Source organism: Bradyrhizobium sp. 132 (assembly GCF_023074185.1).
GTDB lineage: Bacteria > Pseudomonadota > Alphaproteobacteria > Rhizobiales > Xanthobacteraceae > Bradyrhizobium.
Window position 1 is genome coordinate 217,850 of record NZ_JADPKY010000126.1, and the last position, 15,424, is coordinate 233,273.

Sequence of the window (15,424 nt, forward strand, 5' to 3'; positions counted from 1 at the left end):
CTTCGTGCTCGCGAACCGCCAGCCCTCAGGATCTTGCCGCCCGCGCAACTGGCGCGGGCTGATGTCTGTGCTGATCGCGGTTGTCTATCTGCTCGCGGGAACGCTGCACGGCCTGCACGACATCGACGTCACCACGCCCGGCGGCGGCTCGGAGATTGCTGCGGTCATTGATGGCTCCTCAGATCACAGCGACCACAAGGCCATCGGCGGGCATCATTGCCATGGCTGCTTCTCGGTGATGGTCGCGCAGCCGGCGCCGCCGGCCGCATCGACCGCGCTCGTGTCTGCATCGCGCCCGCAACGCGTATCCCGGCTCGCCGGCATTGTCCCCGATACCGACTCCCCGCCTCCCAAACATATTGCCTGAACGGATTGGTCGGGCGCCGCGCGCCCATTAGGTTCATCCTTCACAGGTCGATTTCATGTTTTGCAGGGGAATGGCCGCGCGCCTGGCGTGCGCGGCAGCGTGTCTGATTGGCGGATTGGCGCTTGCGCCGTCCCACGCCCAGACACTGACGATGCGAAGCGCGCTCTCGCGCGCGCTGGCCACGAGCCCGCGGCTGACCGCGGCGGAGCGCGACGTCGGAATCGCCACGGGCCAGCGCATCCAGGCAGGTGCGCTTCTCAATCCGGAACTGTCCTACGAACAGGACAATTCGTTCGGGTCCGGCATCTATCGCGGCACGCGATCGGCCGAGACCACGCTGCAGATCAGCCAGGCCTTCGAGCTGTTCGGCAAGCGCGACGCGCGGATCGCCGCGGGCGTCGCCGGCATCGAGGTTGCCGCGATCCAGGGCAAGGCCGTCAGGCTGGAGGTGCTCTCGGAGACGGCGATCGCCTTCCTCAGCGTGCTCGGCGCACAGCGGCGTATCCAGATCCTCGACGAGCAGATCGCCGCCATCGACCGGCTGACGCCGCTTTTGCGCCGCCGCGTCGAGGCCGGCGCCTCCTCGCCGGCCGAGACCGGCCGTGCCGAGGTAGCTTCCGCCCTGGTGAAGGCCGACCGCGAACGCTTCAAGGCGACGCTGGCGAGCGCCCGGCGCGAGCTTGCGGTCTTGATGGGCGACGCGGCAGCGAAATTCGGCGAGGTCTCCGGCCGGCTCGACACCATGGGACGGCCGCCGACCTTCCAGTCGGTCGTCGCCGCCATCGATGCCAATCCGCAGCTGGTGCGCTGGACCGCGATCTATGCCCAGCGCAACGCCGAGCTGTTGTTGGCGCGGCTCAGGCCCTATCCCGACGTGCGGATCGCTGCCGGCTGGCGACATTTCAACGAGACCACTGACGACGCGGCGCGCCTCACCGTCTCGGTGCCGATTCCCGTGTTCGACCAGAACCAGGGCAATATCCTCTCGGCACAGGAAAGCCTTGCCAAGACCAAGGCCGAGCGCGAGGCCAACCGCAACACGCTGATCGTGGTCGCCGGCCGCGCCTACGACTCGCTTCAGGGCTCGCTGCGCGAGCTTTCGGTGCTGCGCGAGAGCGCCATTCCCAAGGCCACCGAAGCCTCGGACGCAATCGCGCAAGGCTACGGCCAGGGCCGCTTCACCCTGCTCGAAGTGCTCGACGCCCAGGCGAGCGTCACCCAGGCGCGGCTGCGCGAGCAGGAGGCGCTCCAGAACTTCCATGCGGGGGTGGCGACCATCGAAGGCCTCGTCGGCAATCCCTTCACGCTGGCGCGGGAGAGCGCACGATGAAGACGTCCTCCATCGTCCTTGTCGCCGTCGTTGCCGCCGCACTCGGCGCTTACGGCTATTCCCTGCTCGCCCCAACCAGGGTCGAGCATGCCGAACACAGCGCGGACAAAAAGCCGGAGAAGCCGAACGACCATGTCGAGCAGGACGAGCACGGCGCCGACCGGATCCGGATCTCCGACGTCAAGCTTGCCGCCGCCGGCGTGACGCTGGCGGAAGCTGCGAGCGTCACGCTAACCGACACGCTCGCCTTCAACGGCGTCCTGCGCGCCAACCAGGAAGCCGTGGTGCAGGTGACGCCGCGCTTTCCCGGCGTTGCCAAATCGATCCAGAAGCGCATCGGCGACAAGGTCGGCAAGGACGATCTGCTCGCCGCGATCGAGAGCAACCAGAGCCTCACCGTCTACGAGCTCAAGGCGCCGATTGCCGGCACTATCATCGAGCGGCAGATCTCGCTCGGCGAATACGCCTCCGAACAGAAACCGGCCTTCGTCGTCGCCGACCTCTCCAGCATCTGGGTCGATCTGTCGATCTATCGGCAGGACCTGCGGCGCGTTCGCCTCAACGACGAGGTGCTGATCGATCCCGACGACGGCCGCGGCGAGATCAAGGGCACGATCTCCTACATGGCGCCGATCGGCAGCAGCGAGACCCAGACCGCGCTGGCGCGCGTGGTGCTGCCAAATCCGGACGGGCGCTTGCGTCCCGGCCTGTTCGTCACGGCACGGCTGATCCTCGCCGCGCGCAACGTCGCGGTCGCCGTGCGCCGAAGCGCGATCCAGACGCTGGAGAACCGGACCATCGTGTTCGTCCGCGAGGACGGCGACAAGATCGAGGCCCGCCCCGTGGAGCTGGGCGATTCCGATCCCCGCCATGTCGAGATCAAGGCCGGCCTTTCAGCCGGCGAGCATTACGTCGCGGAAAACAGCTTCGTCGTGAAGGCGGAAATGGGCAAGGGCGAGGCCGAGCATGATTGAGCGTCTCATCGCCGTCTCGCTGCAGCAGCGCTGGCTGGTCCTGCTGCTCGCGCTCGGCGCCGTTGCCTTCGGGACCTGGAATTTCCAGCGCCTCCCGATCGACGCCGTACCCGACATCACCAACATCCAGGTCCAGATCAACACCCGCGCGCCCGGCTATTCGCCGCTGGAAACCGAGCAACGCATCACCTTCCCCGTCGAGACCGCGATGGGTGGCCTGCCGAAACTCGACTACACCCGCTCGCTGTCGCGCTACGGCCTGAGCCAGGTGACGGTCGTCTTCAAGGACGGCACCGACATCTATTTCGCCCGCCAGCTTGTCGGCGAACGCATCCAGCAGGTGAAAGACCAGCTTCCGGCCGGCGTCGAGGTCGCGATGGGCCCGGTCTCGACCGGACTCGGCGAAATCTTCATGTACACCGTCGAGGCCAAGGCGGGCGCGAAGACGCAGGGCGGTCACGACTACTCGCTGACCGATTTGCGCACCGTGCAGGACTGGATCATCAAGCCGCAGCTTCGCAATGTACCTGGCGTGATCGAGGTCAATACCATCGGCGGCTTCGAGCGCCAATTCCACGTGCTGCCCGACCCCGGCAAGCTGATGGCCTACCGGCTCGGCTTTCGCGACGTCATGACGGCGCTCGCCGCCAACAATGCCAATGTCGGCGCCGGCTATATCGAGCGCAACGGCGAGCAATATCTGGTTCGCTCGCCGGGCCAGGTCGGCAATGTCAGCGAGATCCGGGACATCGTCATCGGCTCGCGCGGCGGCAATCCCGTCAGGATCAGGGATATCGCCACCGTCACCGAAGGCCGCGATCTGCGCACGGGAGCCGCGACGCGCGATGGCGAGGAAACCGTGCTCGGCACCGCCATGCTGCTGATCGGCGAGAACAGCCGCACGGTGGCGCGCCGTGTCGCGGCCCGGCTCGAAGACATCGCCAAATCGCTGCCCGACGGCGTCGTGACGCGGACCGTCTACGACCGCACCCATCTGGTCGAGGCCACCATCCGCACGGTCGAGAACAACCTGCTGGAGGGCGCGGCCCTGGTTGTGGCCGTGCTGTTCCTGATCCTTGGCAATATCCGCGCCGCGCTGGTGGTGGCCTGCGTCATTCCGCTGTCCATGGCCATGACGATCACCGGCATGGTCGAGACCAAGGTCAGTGCAAATTTGATGAGCCTGGGCGCGATCGATTTCGGCGTCATCGTCGACGGTGCCGTGATCATCGTCGAGAACTGCCTGCGTATGCTGGCCGAGGCCCAGCGCGAGAAAGGCGGCCTGCTCACGATCTCCGAACGGCTGCGCGCGATCCGGCGCGGATCGAGCGAGGTCATCAAGCCGAGCCTGTTCGGAACGCTGATCATCGCGGTGGTCTATCTGCCGGTGCTGACGCTGACGGGCGTTGAAGGCAAGATGTTCACGCCGATGGCGCTGACAGTGCTGATGGCGCTGGGCGCCGCGGTGCTGTTCTCCGTCACCTTCGTGCCGGCGGCGGTTGCCATCTTCGTCACCGGCAAGGTGTCCGAACAGGAAAACCTGTTCATGCGGGTGGCGAAGCGCGCCTACCGGCCCCTGCTCCGGCTTGCGATCGACAATCGCCTCAGCGTCGCAATCATGGCCGCCATCATCGTGGCCGCAAGCGGCATTGCCGCCGCGCGCATGGGCGGCGAGTTCATCCCGAGCCTGGACGAAGGCGACGTCGCGCTGGCCTCGATCCGGATTCCCGGCACCAGCCTGACCCAGTCGCTGGACCTGCAAAAGGCGCTGGAAAAGCGCATCAAGCAGATTCCGGAGGTGAAGGAGTTCTTCACCCGCATCGGCACCGCGGAGATTGCGACTGACCCGATGTCGCCGGCACAGACCGACGGCTACATCATGCTGAAGCCGCGCGTCGAATGGCCTAACCCGGACAAGCCCAAGTCGGACGTGATCGAGGCTATCGACCGTGCCGCCGACGACATCCCCGGCAGCGCCTATGAAATCTCCCAGCCGATCCAGTTCCGTGTCAACGAGCTGATCTCCGGCGTGCGCAGCGACGTCGGCGTCAAGATCTTCGGCGATGACCTCGACATCCTCCAAGGCGCGGCAAAACAGGTGGAGGCCGCGATCCACGGCATCCGCGGCGCCAGCGACGTCAAGATCGAACAGGTCTCGGGCCTGCCGATCCTCACCGTCCGCCTCGACCGCCAGGCGCTCGCCCGATACGGGCTCAGCATCAGCGAGGTGCAGGGCATCGTCGAGATCGCGGTGGGCGGCAAGTCGGCCGGCAAGCTGTTCGAGGGCGACCGCCGCTTCGACATCGTCGTGCGCCTGCCGGAGCATCTGCGCGGCAATCTCGAGGCGATCCGGGCAATTCCCATCCCGCTGCCGCCGGGTGAGGAAGCGGCGTCCAGCGCGCCGATCCGGACGGCCTTGCCCGCCTCGCCCCTTGCCCAGATGCGCTATGTGCCGCTGTCGTCGGTCGCTACCGTCGATGCGACGCCCGGCCCCAACCAGATCAGCCGCGAGAACGGCAAGCGGCGCATCGTCGTCACCGCCAATGTCCGCGCGCGCGATCTCGGCTCCTTCGTCACCGAGGCCGAGGCGGCCGTCGCGGAAAAGGTCAAGCTGCCGCCGGGCTACTGGATCGGCTGGGGCGGACAATTCGAGCAGCTTGTCTCCGCCACCAAGCGGTTGACGCTCGTGGTGCCGGTGGCGCTGCTGCTGGTATTCTTGCTGCTGTTTATGGGCATGGGATCGGCGGCGGATGCGGCTCTCGTGTTCTCCGGCGTGCCGCTGGCGCTGACCGGCGGCGTCGTGGCGCTGCTGCTGCGCGGCATCCCCTTATCCATCAGCGCCGGCGTCGGCTTCATCGCGCTGTCGGGAGTGGCCGTGCTCAACGGCCTCGTCATCATCGCCTTCATCGAGCGGCTGCGCAGCGTGGGCCACCCCGTCGCCGACGCGGTGCGCGAGGGCGCGCTGACACGCCTGCGTCCGGTGCTGATGACGGCGCTGGTGGCGTCCCTCGGCTTCGTGCCGATGGCCCTTGCCACTGGGGCCGGGGCCGAGGTGCAGCGGCCGCTCGCGACCGTGGTGATCGGCGGCATCATCTCCTCGACCGTGCTGACGCTGCTGGTGCTGCCGGCGCTCTACGTGCTGTTCCGCCGTGACGCAGGCACCGAAACGCCTACAATAGCGCCTGATTTGGCAGCGTCCGGGGAGCGCTAGAATTGGGCAACCACGACCACCACGGTCATCATCACCATGACCATGCCGGCCACAGCCACGATCATGGTCACGATCACGGTCCTGGCCACGCGCATGTCCATGCGCCCGCCAATTTCGGCAAGGCGTTCGCGATCGGCATTTCGCTCAACACCGCGCTGGTCGTGGCCGAGGCGATCTATGGCTATATCGGCAACTCCACCGCCCTCCTCGCCGATGCCGGCCATAACCTTTCCGACGTGCTCGGCCTGGTCGTGGCCTGGTGCGCGTCGATCGCGGCGAGGCGCGCGCCGAGCGGCCGCTTCACTTATGGACTGCGCGCCTCCACCATCCTGGCGGCACTGGCGAACGCCGTGTTCCTGCTGGTTGCAACCGGTGCGATCGGCTGGGAAGCGTTCCTGCGCCTGCGCGAACCGGAGCCCGTCGCGGGCGTCACCGTGATGGTGGTCGCCGGCATCGGCATCCTCGTCAACGGTTTTACAGCCATGCTGTTCGCGCGCGGCCGCAAGGACGACATCAACATCGAGGGCGCTTATCTGCACATGGCGGCGGACGCCGCGGTCTCGCTCGGCGTCGTCATCTCGGCGGCGCTGATCATCTGGACCGGCTGGCTCTGGCTCGATCCCGTCACTAGCCTCGTCATCTGCGTCACCATCCTCTGGAGCACCACCAGCCTGCTGCGCGGCTCAATCGACATGTCGATGGCGGCAGCCCCCAAAGGCACCGACCTCGCCGCGGTCAGGGCGTCCCTGCTGGCACGTCCCGGCGTGTCCGGGATCCACGATCTCCACGTCTGGCCGATCAGCACAACGGAGACGGCGCTGACCTGCCACCTCGTCATGCCCACCGGCGCCGGCGACGCATTTCTGATGGAGACCGCGCAGATGCTGAAGACCTCCTTCCGCATCGGCCACACCACGCTTCAGATCGAGACGCATCCGAACAATGGCTGCGCGCTGGTTCCGGATGATGTGGTGTGATCGTCATTGCGAGCGCAGCGAAGCAATCCAGCCTGCCTCTGCGGGCACATTTCTGGATTGCTTCGTCGCAAGTGCTCCTCGCAATGACGGCGCGGAGAGAGTTGCGCCTACGCCGCCTTCGCCGTCACGATCCAGATTGCTCCCTGGAGCGCCACGCTCTGCCCCTTCAGGAACGGCGCCAGCATCTCGCGGATCGAGGCTTTTGCGGCAGCATACGTCTCCGGCGGGTGGCCCTGCAGTGCGCGGCTGGCCGGGCCGATCTGGAGCGAGCCCTCGACCGCGGCATCGAGCCCGCCGCCGATTGCGACATCCATCGCGAGATTGTGCGGCTCCATCGCGACATCGACGAAGCCGGCGCCGCCAAGGATGCGTTTCACGCGCTCTTCCGCGGCGAAGGCGAAAGGCCCGGGCTCCTCGGGCCCGACCGGCGGCATCTTGGGGACGTGTTTGTAGACCGCCATCAGCGGCGCCATCATCCAGGGATTTTCCTTCGGCTCGCGCCAGCAGGCAAACGCCAGCCGCCCGGAGGGCTTCAGCGCACGACGAAGGTTGGTGAAAGACACGATCGGATCGGCGAAGAACATCACGCCGAACCGCGAGGCCAGCAGGTCAAAGCTCGCCGACTCGAACGGATGGACCGTCGCATCGGCCAGTGCGAACTCGAGCGGGAGACCTTTCGGTGCCAGCGCGCGCGCCTGCGACAACATGGGATCGGAGACGTCGAGCCCGAGCGCAAATCCGTTCGGCGCGACAGCCTTCGCGAACGCGAACGTCGTTGCGCCGGAGCCGCAGCCGACATCGAGGACGCGCTCACCCGGCTTCGGCCTGGCGCGGTCGATCAGCACGTCGGCAATGGGTCCGAGCAGGCTCTCCTGCGCCCCGTGGCGATCGGCCCAGCGTTGCCCGCTTGGGCCGTTCCAATAGGCGATCTGGTCTGCGTTCTCTTCGTGTCCGCTTGGCTGCTGCATCGGGCCTCCCATATGACGGCTCGCTGGGCTGGCCCGCAATGCTGGCGCTCGCTTCGCGAGCGATGGCTGGTGGGCAGTGACGGGCTCGAACCGCCGACATCCTGCGTGTAAAGCAGGCGCTCTACCAACTGAGCTAACCGCCCCTCGCCGCTTCTTTATCCCCACCGGCCCCGAACGGGCAAGCGCGGAACTCCACTTCCTGGGCCTCAATCGCCCGGCCGCCCCGGCAGCAGTGGTACCGCGTCGATCCACACTGCCGCCGACTGGCACCAGATCTGCCTGACGGGCCGCAATTTGCCGCGCTGACGGATGCTGCCCCAGCGGATGCCCCAATCGTCGGCCTGGTCACTCTCGCCGCTGGTGAACAGCGGGGAACCGCAATCGGCGCAGAAATGCTGAAAGCGCATCCGGCCATTATCGCCGCGCTTGCCGTAGATTTTTGGCGAACCGCCGGTCAGGCGGACATCGAGGCCGGAACATACGGCCGTCACCCGGAACGGCGAGCCCGTCAGCGTCTGGCAATCGGTGCAGTGGCAGATCGACACCATCTCGGGGTCGATCTCGGCTTCAAAGGTGATCTGCCCGCAATGGCATTGCCCGTCGATGTGCATTGGCTTCATCCGCTGCCCCAAAACAAAAACGGCGCCCGAAGGCGCCGTTTTATCATCTTTTTCGAGCTGCGATCTCAGTGAGCGGTCAGGCCGCCGGCGGCTTCGTCGCCGTCCGGCTTCACCGTCACCTTGGTGTCTTCTTCCCAGACGATCGGCACCGGTTTCTTCACCAGCGCCTTGGCGACGACGTCGTCGAGGCGCGAGACCGGGATGATCTCCATGCCGCCCTTGATCGCATCGGAAATCTCCGTGAGATCCTTGGCGTTGTCCTCGGGGATCAGCACCGTCTTGATGCCGCCGCGCGCAGCGGCCAGCAGCTTCTCCTTGAGGCCGCCGATCGGCAGCACGCGGCCGCGCAGCGTGATCTCGCCGGTCATCGCGACATCATGGCGGACCGGAATGCCGGTCATGACCGAGATGATCGCGGTGGCCATCGCCACGCCAGCCGACGGACCGTCCTTCGGCGTCGCGCCTTCCGGCACGTGCACGTGGATGTCGCGCCGGTCGAACAGCGGCGGCTCGATGCCGTAGACGATCGCGCGCGAGCGGACGTAGGAGGCCGCCGCCGAGATCGATTCCTTCATGACGTCGCGCAGATTGCCGGTGACCGTCATCTTGCCCTTGCCGGGCATCATGACGCCTTCGATGGTCAGAAGCTCGCCGCCGACATCGGTCCAGGCAAGGCCGGTGACGATACCGACCTGCGGCTCGCTCTCGATCTCGCCGTAGCGGTACTTCGGCACGCCCAGAAGCTCTTCGAGAGTCTTCTCGGTGACCTTGACCGACTTCTTCTTCGAGATCATCAGCTCCTTCACCGCCTTGCGGGCGAGTGTGGAGAGCTCGCGCTCCAGATTACGTACGCCCGCTTCGCGGGTGTAGCGGCGGATCAGCAGCAGCAGCGCGTCGTCGTCGATCGAGAACTCCTTGGAGTCCAGGCCGTGCTTGGACACCGCTGTCGGGATCAGATGCTTGCGCGCGATCTCGACCTTCTCGTTCTCGGTGTAGCCCGCGATCCGGATGATCTCCATGCGGTCCATCAGCGGTCCCGGAATATTGAGCGTATTCGCGGTCGTGATGAACATCACGTTGGACAGATCGTAGTCGACCTCGAGGTAGTGGTCGTTGAAGGTTGCGTTCTGCTCGGGGTCGAGTACCTCGAGCAGAGCCGAGGACGGATCGCCGCGGAAATCGGCGCCCATCTTGTCGATCTCGTCCAGCAGGAACAGCGGATTGGACGACTTCGCCTTGCGCATGGACTGGATGATCTTGCCGGGCATCGAGCCTATGTAGGTCCGGCGGTGACCACGGATCTCGGCCTCGTCGCGCACGCCGCCGAGCGAGACGCGCACGAACTCGCGTCCCGTCGCCTTCGCGATCGACTTGCCGAGCGAAGTCTTGCCGACGCCGGGAGGTCCGACGAGGCACAGGATCGGTCCGGTCAGCTTGTTGGCGCGCGTCTGCACCGCGAGATACTCGACGATGCGATCCTTGACCTTCTCGAGCCCGTAGTGGTCGGCATCCAGAACCGCCTGCGCGGCTTCCAGATCCTTCTTCACCTTGGACTTCTTGTTCCACGGGATCGACAGCAGCCAATCCAGATAGTTGCGCACGACGGTCGCTTCCGCGGACATCGGCGACATCTGGCGCAGCTTCTTCAGCTCATGCTGTGCCTTCTCGCGCGCTTCCTTGGAGAGCTTGGTCTTGGAGATCTTCTCTTCGAGATCGGCGAGCTCGTCGCGACCTTCGTCGTCGCCGAGTTCCTTCTGGATCGCCTTCATCTGCTCGTTGAGATAATACTCGCGCTGGGTCTTCTCCATCTGGCGCTTGACGCGCGAGCGGATGCGCTTCTCGACCTGCAGCACCGAGATCTCGCTCTCCATCAGGCCCAGCACCTTCTCCAGGCGCTGCGTGACCGAAAGCGTCTCCAGGATGCCCTGGCGATCCGCGATCTTGACCGCGAGATGCGAGGCGACGGTATCGGCGAGCTTGGCGAAATCGGTGATCGCCTGCACGACGCCGACGACCTCGGCCGAGATCTTCTTGTTGAGCTTCACGTAGCTCTCGAAGTCGGACACGACCGAGCGCGCCATGGCCTCCGCCTCGACCGACTTCGCATCGGTGTCGGCGAGCGCAATCGCGGTCGCTTCGTAATAGTCGGCGCGATCGGTGTATTTCTGCACGCGCGCACGCTCGAGCCCTTCGACCAGCACCTTCACGGTGCCGTCGGGAAGCTTCAAGAGCTGGAGCACGCTGGCAAGCGTCCCGGTCTCGTAAATGGAATCGGGGGCCGGATCATCGTCGGACGCGTTCTTCTGGGTCGCGAGCATGATCAGCGCATCGTTCTTCATCACCTCTTCGAGCGCGCGGATCGACTTCTCGCGGCCGACGAAGAGCGGAACGATCATGTGCGGGAAGACGACGATGTCGCGCAGGGGCAGCACGGGATAGGCGTGCGTTTCGCCATGAACGATGGTTGGCCTGGGTTTTGGATTAGTCATGGCCTTTTCCTTTTGCTTTGCCCCCTTGCACGCAGCCCGCCATGCTCATGCGCAACCGCCACAAGGTGCCGAGGTGATCCGCAAAACCGGTCGGTCCTTTTCTCAAGTTGGACCGGCCTGCCGGATCGGAACTGAGGCGAATCTTGAAGAGAATTCTCGCTCGCCGCCGACATTAGGTGGCTATCGACCCGGGGGGTGTCAAGTCATTGAAAGACGCGCGCCATCAGGCGCTTACGCACGCAAATAAGCGACACAACACCGGCTGCGGAGGTACTTTCCGCAGCCCTCAATTGATGAGACGATTGGAGCGTTCCAGCGCCGCAAATCAGGCGCTGGCGTTCTCGACGGCGCGATCGGACCGATCGGCGTAGATGTAGAGCGGACGCGCCGTTCCTTCCACGACTTCGCGCGAAATCACGACTTCTTCCACACCTTCGAGGCCCGGCAGGTCGAACATGGTCTCGAGCAGGATCGCCTCGAGGATCGAACGCAGTCCGCGCGCACCGGTCTTGCGCTCGATCGCCCTGCGGGCAACCGCGCCAAGCGCCTCGTCGGCGAAGGTCAGCTCGATGTTCTCCATCTCGAACAGCCGCTGGTACTGTTTCACCAGCGCGTTCTTCGGCTCGACCAGAATCTTCTTGAGCGAAGCCTCGTCCAGATCCTCCAGCGTCGCCACGACAGGCAGACGGCCGACGAATTCCGGGATCAAGCCGTACTTCAGGAGATCCTCCGGCTCCACGTGACGGAAGATTTCGCCGGTGCGGCGGTCTTCCGGCGCCAGCACCTGAGCGGCGAAGCCGATCGAGGTCGAACGTCCACGGGCCGAGATGATCTTTTCAAGGCCGGAGAACGCACCACCGCAGATGAACAGGATGTTGGTGGTGTCCACCTGCAGGAATTCCTGCTGCGGATGCTTGCGGCCGCCCTGCGGCGGGACCGAAGCCACCGTGCCTTCCATGATCTTGAGCAGCGCCTGCTGCACGCCCTCACCTGACACGTCGCGCGTGATCGAGGGATTGTCGGACTTGCGGCTGATCTTGTCGATTTCGTCAATGTAGACGATGCCGCGCTGGGCGCGCTCGACATTGTAATCGGCGGACTGGAGCAGCTTCAGGATGATGTTCTCGACGTCCTCGCCGACATAGCCGGCTTCGGTCAGCGTCGTCGCGTCCGCCATCGTAAACGGCACGTCCAGGATTCGGGCGAGCGTCTGCGCGAGCAGCGTCTTGCCCGAGCCGGTCGGACCGATCAGCAGGATGTTCGACTTCGCAAGCTCGACGTCGTTGTGCTTGGTCTGGTGGTTGAGGCGCTTGTAGTGATTGTGCACCGCGACCGACAGGACCTTCTTCGCATGGCTCTGGCCGATCACGTAATCGTCCAGGACCTTGCAGATTTCCTTCGGCGTCGGAATGCCGTCGCGCGACTTCACGAGCGAGGATTTGTTCTCCTCGCGGATGATGTCCATGCAGAGCTCAACGCACTCGTCGCAAATGAAGACCGTGGGACCCGCGATCAGTTTACGGACTTCGTGCTGGCTCTTGCCGCAGAACGAGCAATACAGCGTATTCTTGGAGTCGCTCGTGCCGACCTTACTCATTCATGTCTCCGTCCGCGGTTCGATCCCGTTCCGCTCGATCGCTCCATTCCGACACGATGATCGGCATGAAGCTTAAATAGAGCAAATTCCGTACCAAAAAAGACCCTACGCGTTACATCCCGTGCGAATCACGGTCTCAATTCTCCCGCGATCATAGCCGATCGTTCGTAGCCAACCATGCTGTCACCCGACTATCAAGAATTCGCTAATCGGGGGTCGCCGGCTACCCGTGACAATACCGTGATTTCCGGTCTTGGCACGGGCGAAGTGATCGAAATCACCCCGGCGTTGCTGGATTGCCACGAAAAACAAGCACGAAAGCGGAACTTTCTGCCTGTCGCAGGGCGCAAAACTGCGTTTTTGCGACGCGCACACGTGTCTTTAACGTGAACGCACCCTGATGGATGCACGGCATTCCCCGGAGGGATCGCCGTGACCGTAGTGCTACGGAGTCTTCGCCGACGCCTCTTCGGCGCGTTTGTCGATGACCCTGTCGACCAGACCGAACTCCTTGGCATCGCTCGCGGTCAGGAACTTGTCGCGTTCCAACGCGTCCTCGATCGCCTTGTAGGTCTGGCCGGTGTGCTTCACGTAGATCTCGTTGAGCCGCTTCTTCAGGTTCAGGATTTCCTGGGCGTGCAGCATGATGTCGGTAGCCTGGCCCTGGAAGCCGCCGGAGGGCTGATGCACCATGATGCGCGCGTTCGGCAGCGAGAAGCGCATGTCCTTTTCGCCGGCAGCAAGCAACAGCGAGCCCATCGAGGCGGCCTGGCCCGTGCACAGCGTCGAGACCGGCGGGCGGATGAACTGCATGGTGTCGTAGATCGCGAGACCCGACGTCACCACGCCGCCCGGCGAGTTGATGTACATCGAGATTTCCTTCTTCGGATTTTCCGCCTCAAGGAACAGCAGCTGCGCGACGATCAGCGTCGACATGCCGTCCTCGACCGGTCCGGTCAGGAAGATGATGCGCTCTTTCAGAAGGCGCGAGAAAATGTCGTAGGCGCGCTCGCCACGGTTGGTCTGCTCGACCACCATCGGCACGAGGTTCATGTAGGTTTCAACCGGATCGCGCATGAGTCACCTAGGGTTTTGAAGAGGCGGACATCGCCAGTCTTGGCTGCCAGTTTCGCTGGATGTGCCGGAAGGCAGATGGACGTCCCGTGATGCAGGAACTTGGTAGAAGAACTTGGTAGAAGCAGAAGGCGTACCGACAGATATAGCCCAATTCGCGCCTGACAAGTGCGGAGCGAATTAAGGCTTGATCCGTGAGGCACTTGAAGCTGATTCGTACAAAGAGGCCCAGCCGGCCACCTAGCTAGCTCGACCTCTTCGCTGATCATCCTTAATGGAAGACTCTATGGAGGGCCCTCCTGGAGCCTTCAGGCGGCGGTCTTTTCCGCCTCGTCGTCCTTGTAGAGGTCGTCGCGCGAGACCTTCTTCTCGGTCACCTTGGCGAGCTCGAGGATGAAGTCGACGACCTTGTCCTCATAGATCGGTGCACGAAGCTGGGCCAACGCTTGGGCGTTGCTGCGGTAATAGTCCCAGACTTCCTTCTCGCGGCCGGGCATCGAGCGCGCCCGCTCGATCACGGCGCGGCCGACCTCGTCGTCGGTCACGCTGATCTTGTTCTTCTCGCCGATCTCGGAGAGCACGAGGCCGAGCCGCACGCGGCGATCGGCGATCTTGCGGTACTCTTCCTTGGCGGCGTCTTCAGTGGTGTCCTCGTCGGCAAAGGTCTTGCCGGCGGAGTCCATCTCGGCTTTCACCGAGTTCCACATCAGATTGAACTCCTCGTCGACCAGCGAGGGCGGCGCCTCGAATCGATGCGCCTCGTCGAGGCGGTCGAGCAGCGCGCGCTTGACGCGCTGGCGCGTCGCGGTAGCGAACTCGGCGACCAGCCGCTCGCGCGCCGCTTCCTTCAGCTTGTCCAGCGATTCGAGGCCGAGCGTCTTGGCGAACTCGTCGTCGATCGCGAGATCCTGCGGCGCCTCGATCAGCGTCGCGGTGGTCTCGAACTCGGCCGGCTGACCGGCGAGCTTGTCGTTCATGTAGTTCTTGGGGAACGCCAGCTTCAGCGTGCGGGTCTCGTTGGCGGCGATGCCGGTGAGCTGCTCCTCGAAGCCGGGAATGAAGGTATTGGAGCCGATCACGACCTGGATGCCCTCGCCGGCGCCGCCCTCGAAGGCTTCGCCGTTGATGGTGCCCTTGAAAGCGATGGTGACGCGATCACCCGATTCGGCCTTGGCGCCCTCGGCCTTCGCGGCATAGCCGCGATTCGAATCGGCGATGCGCTTGATCGCCTCGTCGACGTCGGCGTCGGTGACTTCGGCGACGGGCTTCTCGACCTCGAAGGCCTTGAAGTCGGCGAGCGCAATCGACGGCACCACCTCGATCGCAACCGTGTAGGTCAGATCGGTCTTGCCGTTGAGCAGCTCCTCGACCTCGGCCTGCTCGGTCGGCATGGTGATCTTCGGCTCGGTCGCAAGGCGGAAGCCGCGCTCGGAGAACAGCTGCGTGTTGGTGTCGCGGATGGTCTGGTCGATGGTCTCGGCCATCACCGAGCGGCCATAGACCTTCTTGAGGTGCGTGACCGGCACCTTGCCGGGACGGAAGCCATTGATTTTGACCTTGTCCTTGAGGTCGACGAGCTTGGCACCAGCCTTGGCGTCGAGATCAGACGCGGGAACGCTGATCTTGAACTCGTGCTTCAAACCTTCCGAGAGGGTTTCTGTGACCTGCATGGCGTCCAATCTTCTTCTCGTTCGGTCTCGGCGCGCATGCGTCGGGACGCTGTCATTAATCGATCCAGCGCGAGGCAAACGCCTCAACGCCGGTGGTTCATCGGACCGGCTTCAGGCGGACAAACATCCGCGCGGGAGCAGGTCGCG

Annotated in this window: 11 protein-coding genes and 1 tRNA gene; 5 read left to right on the plus strand and 7 right to left on the minus strand. The window is 64.5% G+C overall.

Features of this window, described 5'->3' with window-relative positions:
- Positions 1-4 precede the first annotated feature (4 nt).
- Genes IVA74_RS26675 through IVA74_RS26695 form a run of 5 tightly spaced genes read left to right on the plus strand, consistent with a single transcriptional unit; the run spans position 5 to position 6,859 of the window.
- Positions 5-367, plus strand: a complete 363-nt coding sequence (locus tag IVA74_RS26675; RefSeq protein WP_247349350.1) for a hypothetical protein — start codon at positions 5-7, stop codon at positions 365-367.
- A gap of 55 nt (positions 368-422) precedes the next feature.
- Positions 423-1,697: a divalent metal ion exporter subunit IhpA gene (gene ihpA, locus IVA74_RS26680; protein ID WP_247349351.1), complete on the plus strand. Its 1,275-nt coding sequence runs from the start codon at positions 423-425 to the stop codon at positions 1,695-1,697.
- Positions 1,694-2,671 (plus strand): divalent metal ion exporter adaptor subunit IhpB, encoded by a 978-nt coding sequence (gene ihpB / locus IVA74_RS26685; protein ID WP_247349352.1) that lies wholly within the window; start codon positions 1,694-1,696, stop codon positions 2,669-2,671. The genes ihpA and ihpB overlap by 4 nt, the downstream gene beginning before the upstream one ends.
- Positions 2,664-5,882 carry a CusA/CzcA family heavy metal efflux RND transporter gene (locus IVA74_RS26690; protein WP_247349353.1) on the plus strand — a complete coding sequence of 1,073 codons (3,219 nt, stop codon included), beginning with the start codon at positions 2,664-2,666 and terminating at the stop codon, positions 5,880-5,882. The genes ihpB and IVA74_RS26690 overlap by 8 nt, the downstream gene beginning before the upstream one ends.
- A gap of 2 nt (positions 5,883-5,884) precedes the next feature.
- Positions 5,885-6,859, plus strand: a complete 975-nt coding sequence (locus IVA74_RS26695) for a cation diffusion facilitator family transporter (RefSeq protein ID WP_247349354.1) — start codon at positions 5,885-5,887, stop codon at positions 6,857-6,859.
- Between the two features lie 107 nt (positions 6,860-6,966).
- Here IVA74_RS26695 and IVA74_RS26700 read toward each other — a convergent pair whose 3' ends face one another.
- The 7 genes from IVA74_RS26700 to tig form a co-directional block, all read right to left on the minus strand.
- Entirely contained in the window at positions 6,967-7,827 is an 861-nt protein-coding gene (locus IVA74_RS26700; protein WP_247349355.1) for a methyltransferase domain-containing protein, read from the minus strand.
- 67 nt (positions 7,828-7,894) lie between these two features.
- A tRNA-Val gene (locus IVA74_RS26705) sits at positions 7,895-7,970 on the minus strand.
- Between the two features lie 63 nt (positions 7,971-8,033).
- The gene (locus tag IVA74_RS26710) at positions 8,034-8,438 is read right to left on the minus strand and encodes a GFA family protein (RefSeq protein ID WP_247349486.1); all 405 of its coding nucleotides are present in this window, start codon (positions 8,436-8,438) and stop codon (positions 8,034-8,036) included.
- Positions 8,439-8,512: 74 nt separating this feature from the next.
- A complete protein-coding gene (gene lon / locus IVA74_RS26715; RefSeq protein ID WP_247349356.1) occupies positions 8,513-10,936 on the minus strand; it encodes an endopeptidase La in 2,424 nt (807 codons plus the stop codon).
- 325 nt (positions 10,937-11,261) lie between these two features.
- Positions 11,262-12,533, minus strand: coding sequence for an ATP-dependent Clp protease ATP-binding subunit ClpX (gene clpX / locus IVA74_RS26720; RefSeq protein ID WP_045003136.1), 1,272 nt, complete (start codon positions 12,531-12,533; stop codon positions 11,262-11,264).
- A 444-nt stretch (positions 12,534-12,977) separates the two neighbouring features.
- Positions 12,978-13,610 (minus strand): ATP-dependent Clp protease proteolytic subunit, encoded by a 633-nt coding sequence (locus IVA74_RS26725; protein ID WP_247349357.1) that lies wholly within the window; start codon positions 13,608-13,610, stop codon positions 12,978-12,980.
- A 305-nt stretch (positions 13,611-13,915) separates the two neighbouring features.
- Positions 13,916-15,277 carry a trigger factor gene (tig, locus tag IVA74_RS26730; RefSeq protein ID WP_247349358.1) on the minus strand — a complete coding sequence of 454 codons (1,362 nt, stop codon included), beginning with the start codon at positions 15,275-15,277 and terminating at the stop codon, positions 13,916-13,918.
- Positions 15,278-15,424 lie beyond the last annotated feature (147 nt).

What these genes read in the sequence shown, in the direction of transcription:
- ihpA (WP_247349351.1), top strand. Translation starts at nt 423, where the DNA reads ATGTTTTGCAGGGGAATGGCCGCGCGCCTGGCGTGCGCGGCAGCGTGT.
- ihpB (WP_247349352.1), top strand. Translation starts at nt 1,694, where the DNA reads ATGAAGACGTCCTCCATCGTCCTTGTCGCCGTCGTTGCCGCCGCACTC.
- IVA74_RS26690 (WP_247349353.1), top strand. Translation starts at nt 2,664, where the DNA reads ATGATTGAGCGTCTCATCGCCGTCTCGCTGCAGCAGCGCTGGCTGGTC.
- IVA74_RS26700 (WP_247349355.1), bottom strand. Translation starts at nt 7,827, where the DNA reads ATGCAGCAGCCAAGCGGACACGAAGAGAACGCAGACCAGATCGCCTAT.
- IVA74_RS26710 (WP_247349486.1), bottom strand. Translation starts at nt 8,438, where the DNA reads ATGCACATCGACGGGCAATGCCATTGCGGGCAGATCACCTTTGAAGCC.
- lon (WP_247349356.1), bottom strand. Translation starts at nt 10,936, where the DNA reads ATGACTAATCCAAAACCCAGGCCAACCATCGTTCATGGCGAAACGCAC.
- clpX (WP_045003136.1), bottom strand. Translation starts at nt 12,533, where the DNA reads ATGAGTAAGGTCGGCACGAGCGACTCCAAGAATACGCTGTATTGCTCG.
- IVA74_RS26725 (WP_247349357.1), bottom strand. Translation starts at nt 13,610, where the DNA reads ATGCGCGATCCGGTTGAAACCTACATGAACCTCGTGCCGATGGTGGTC.
- tig (WP_247349358.1), bottom strand. Translation starts at nt 15,277, where the DNA reads ATGCAGGTCACAGAAACCCTCTCGGAAGGTTTGAAGCACGAGTTCAAG.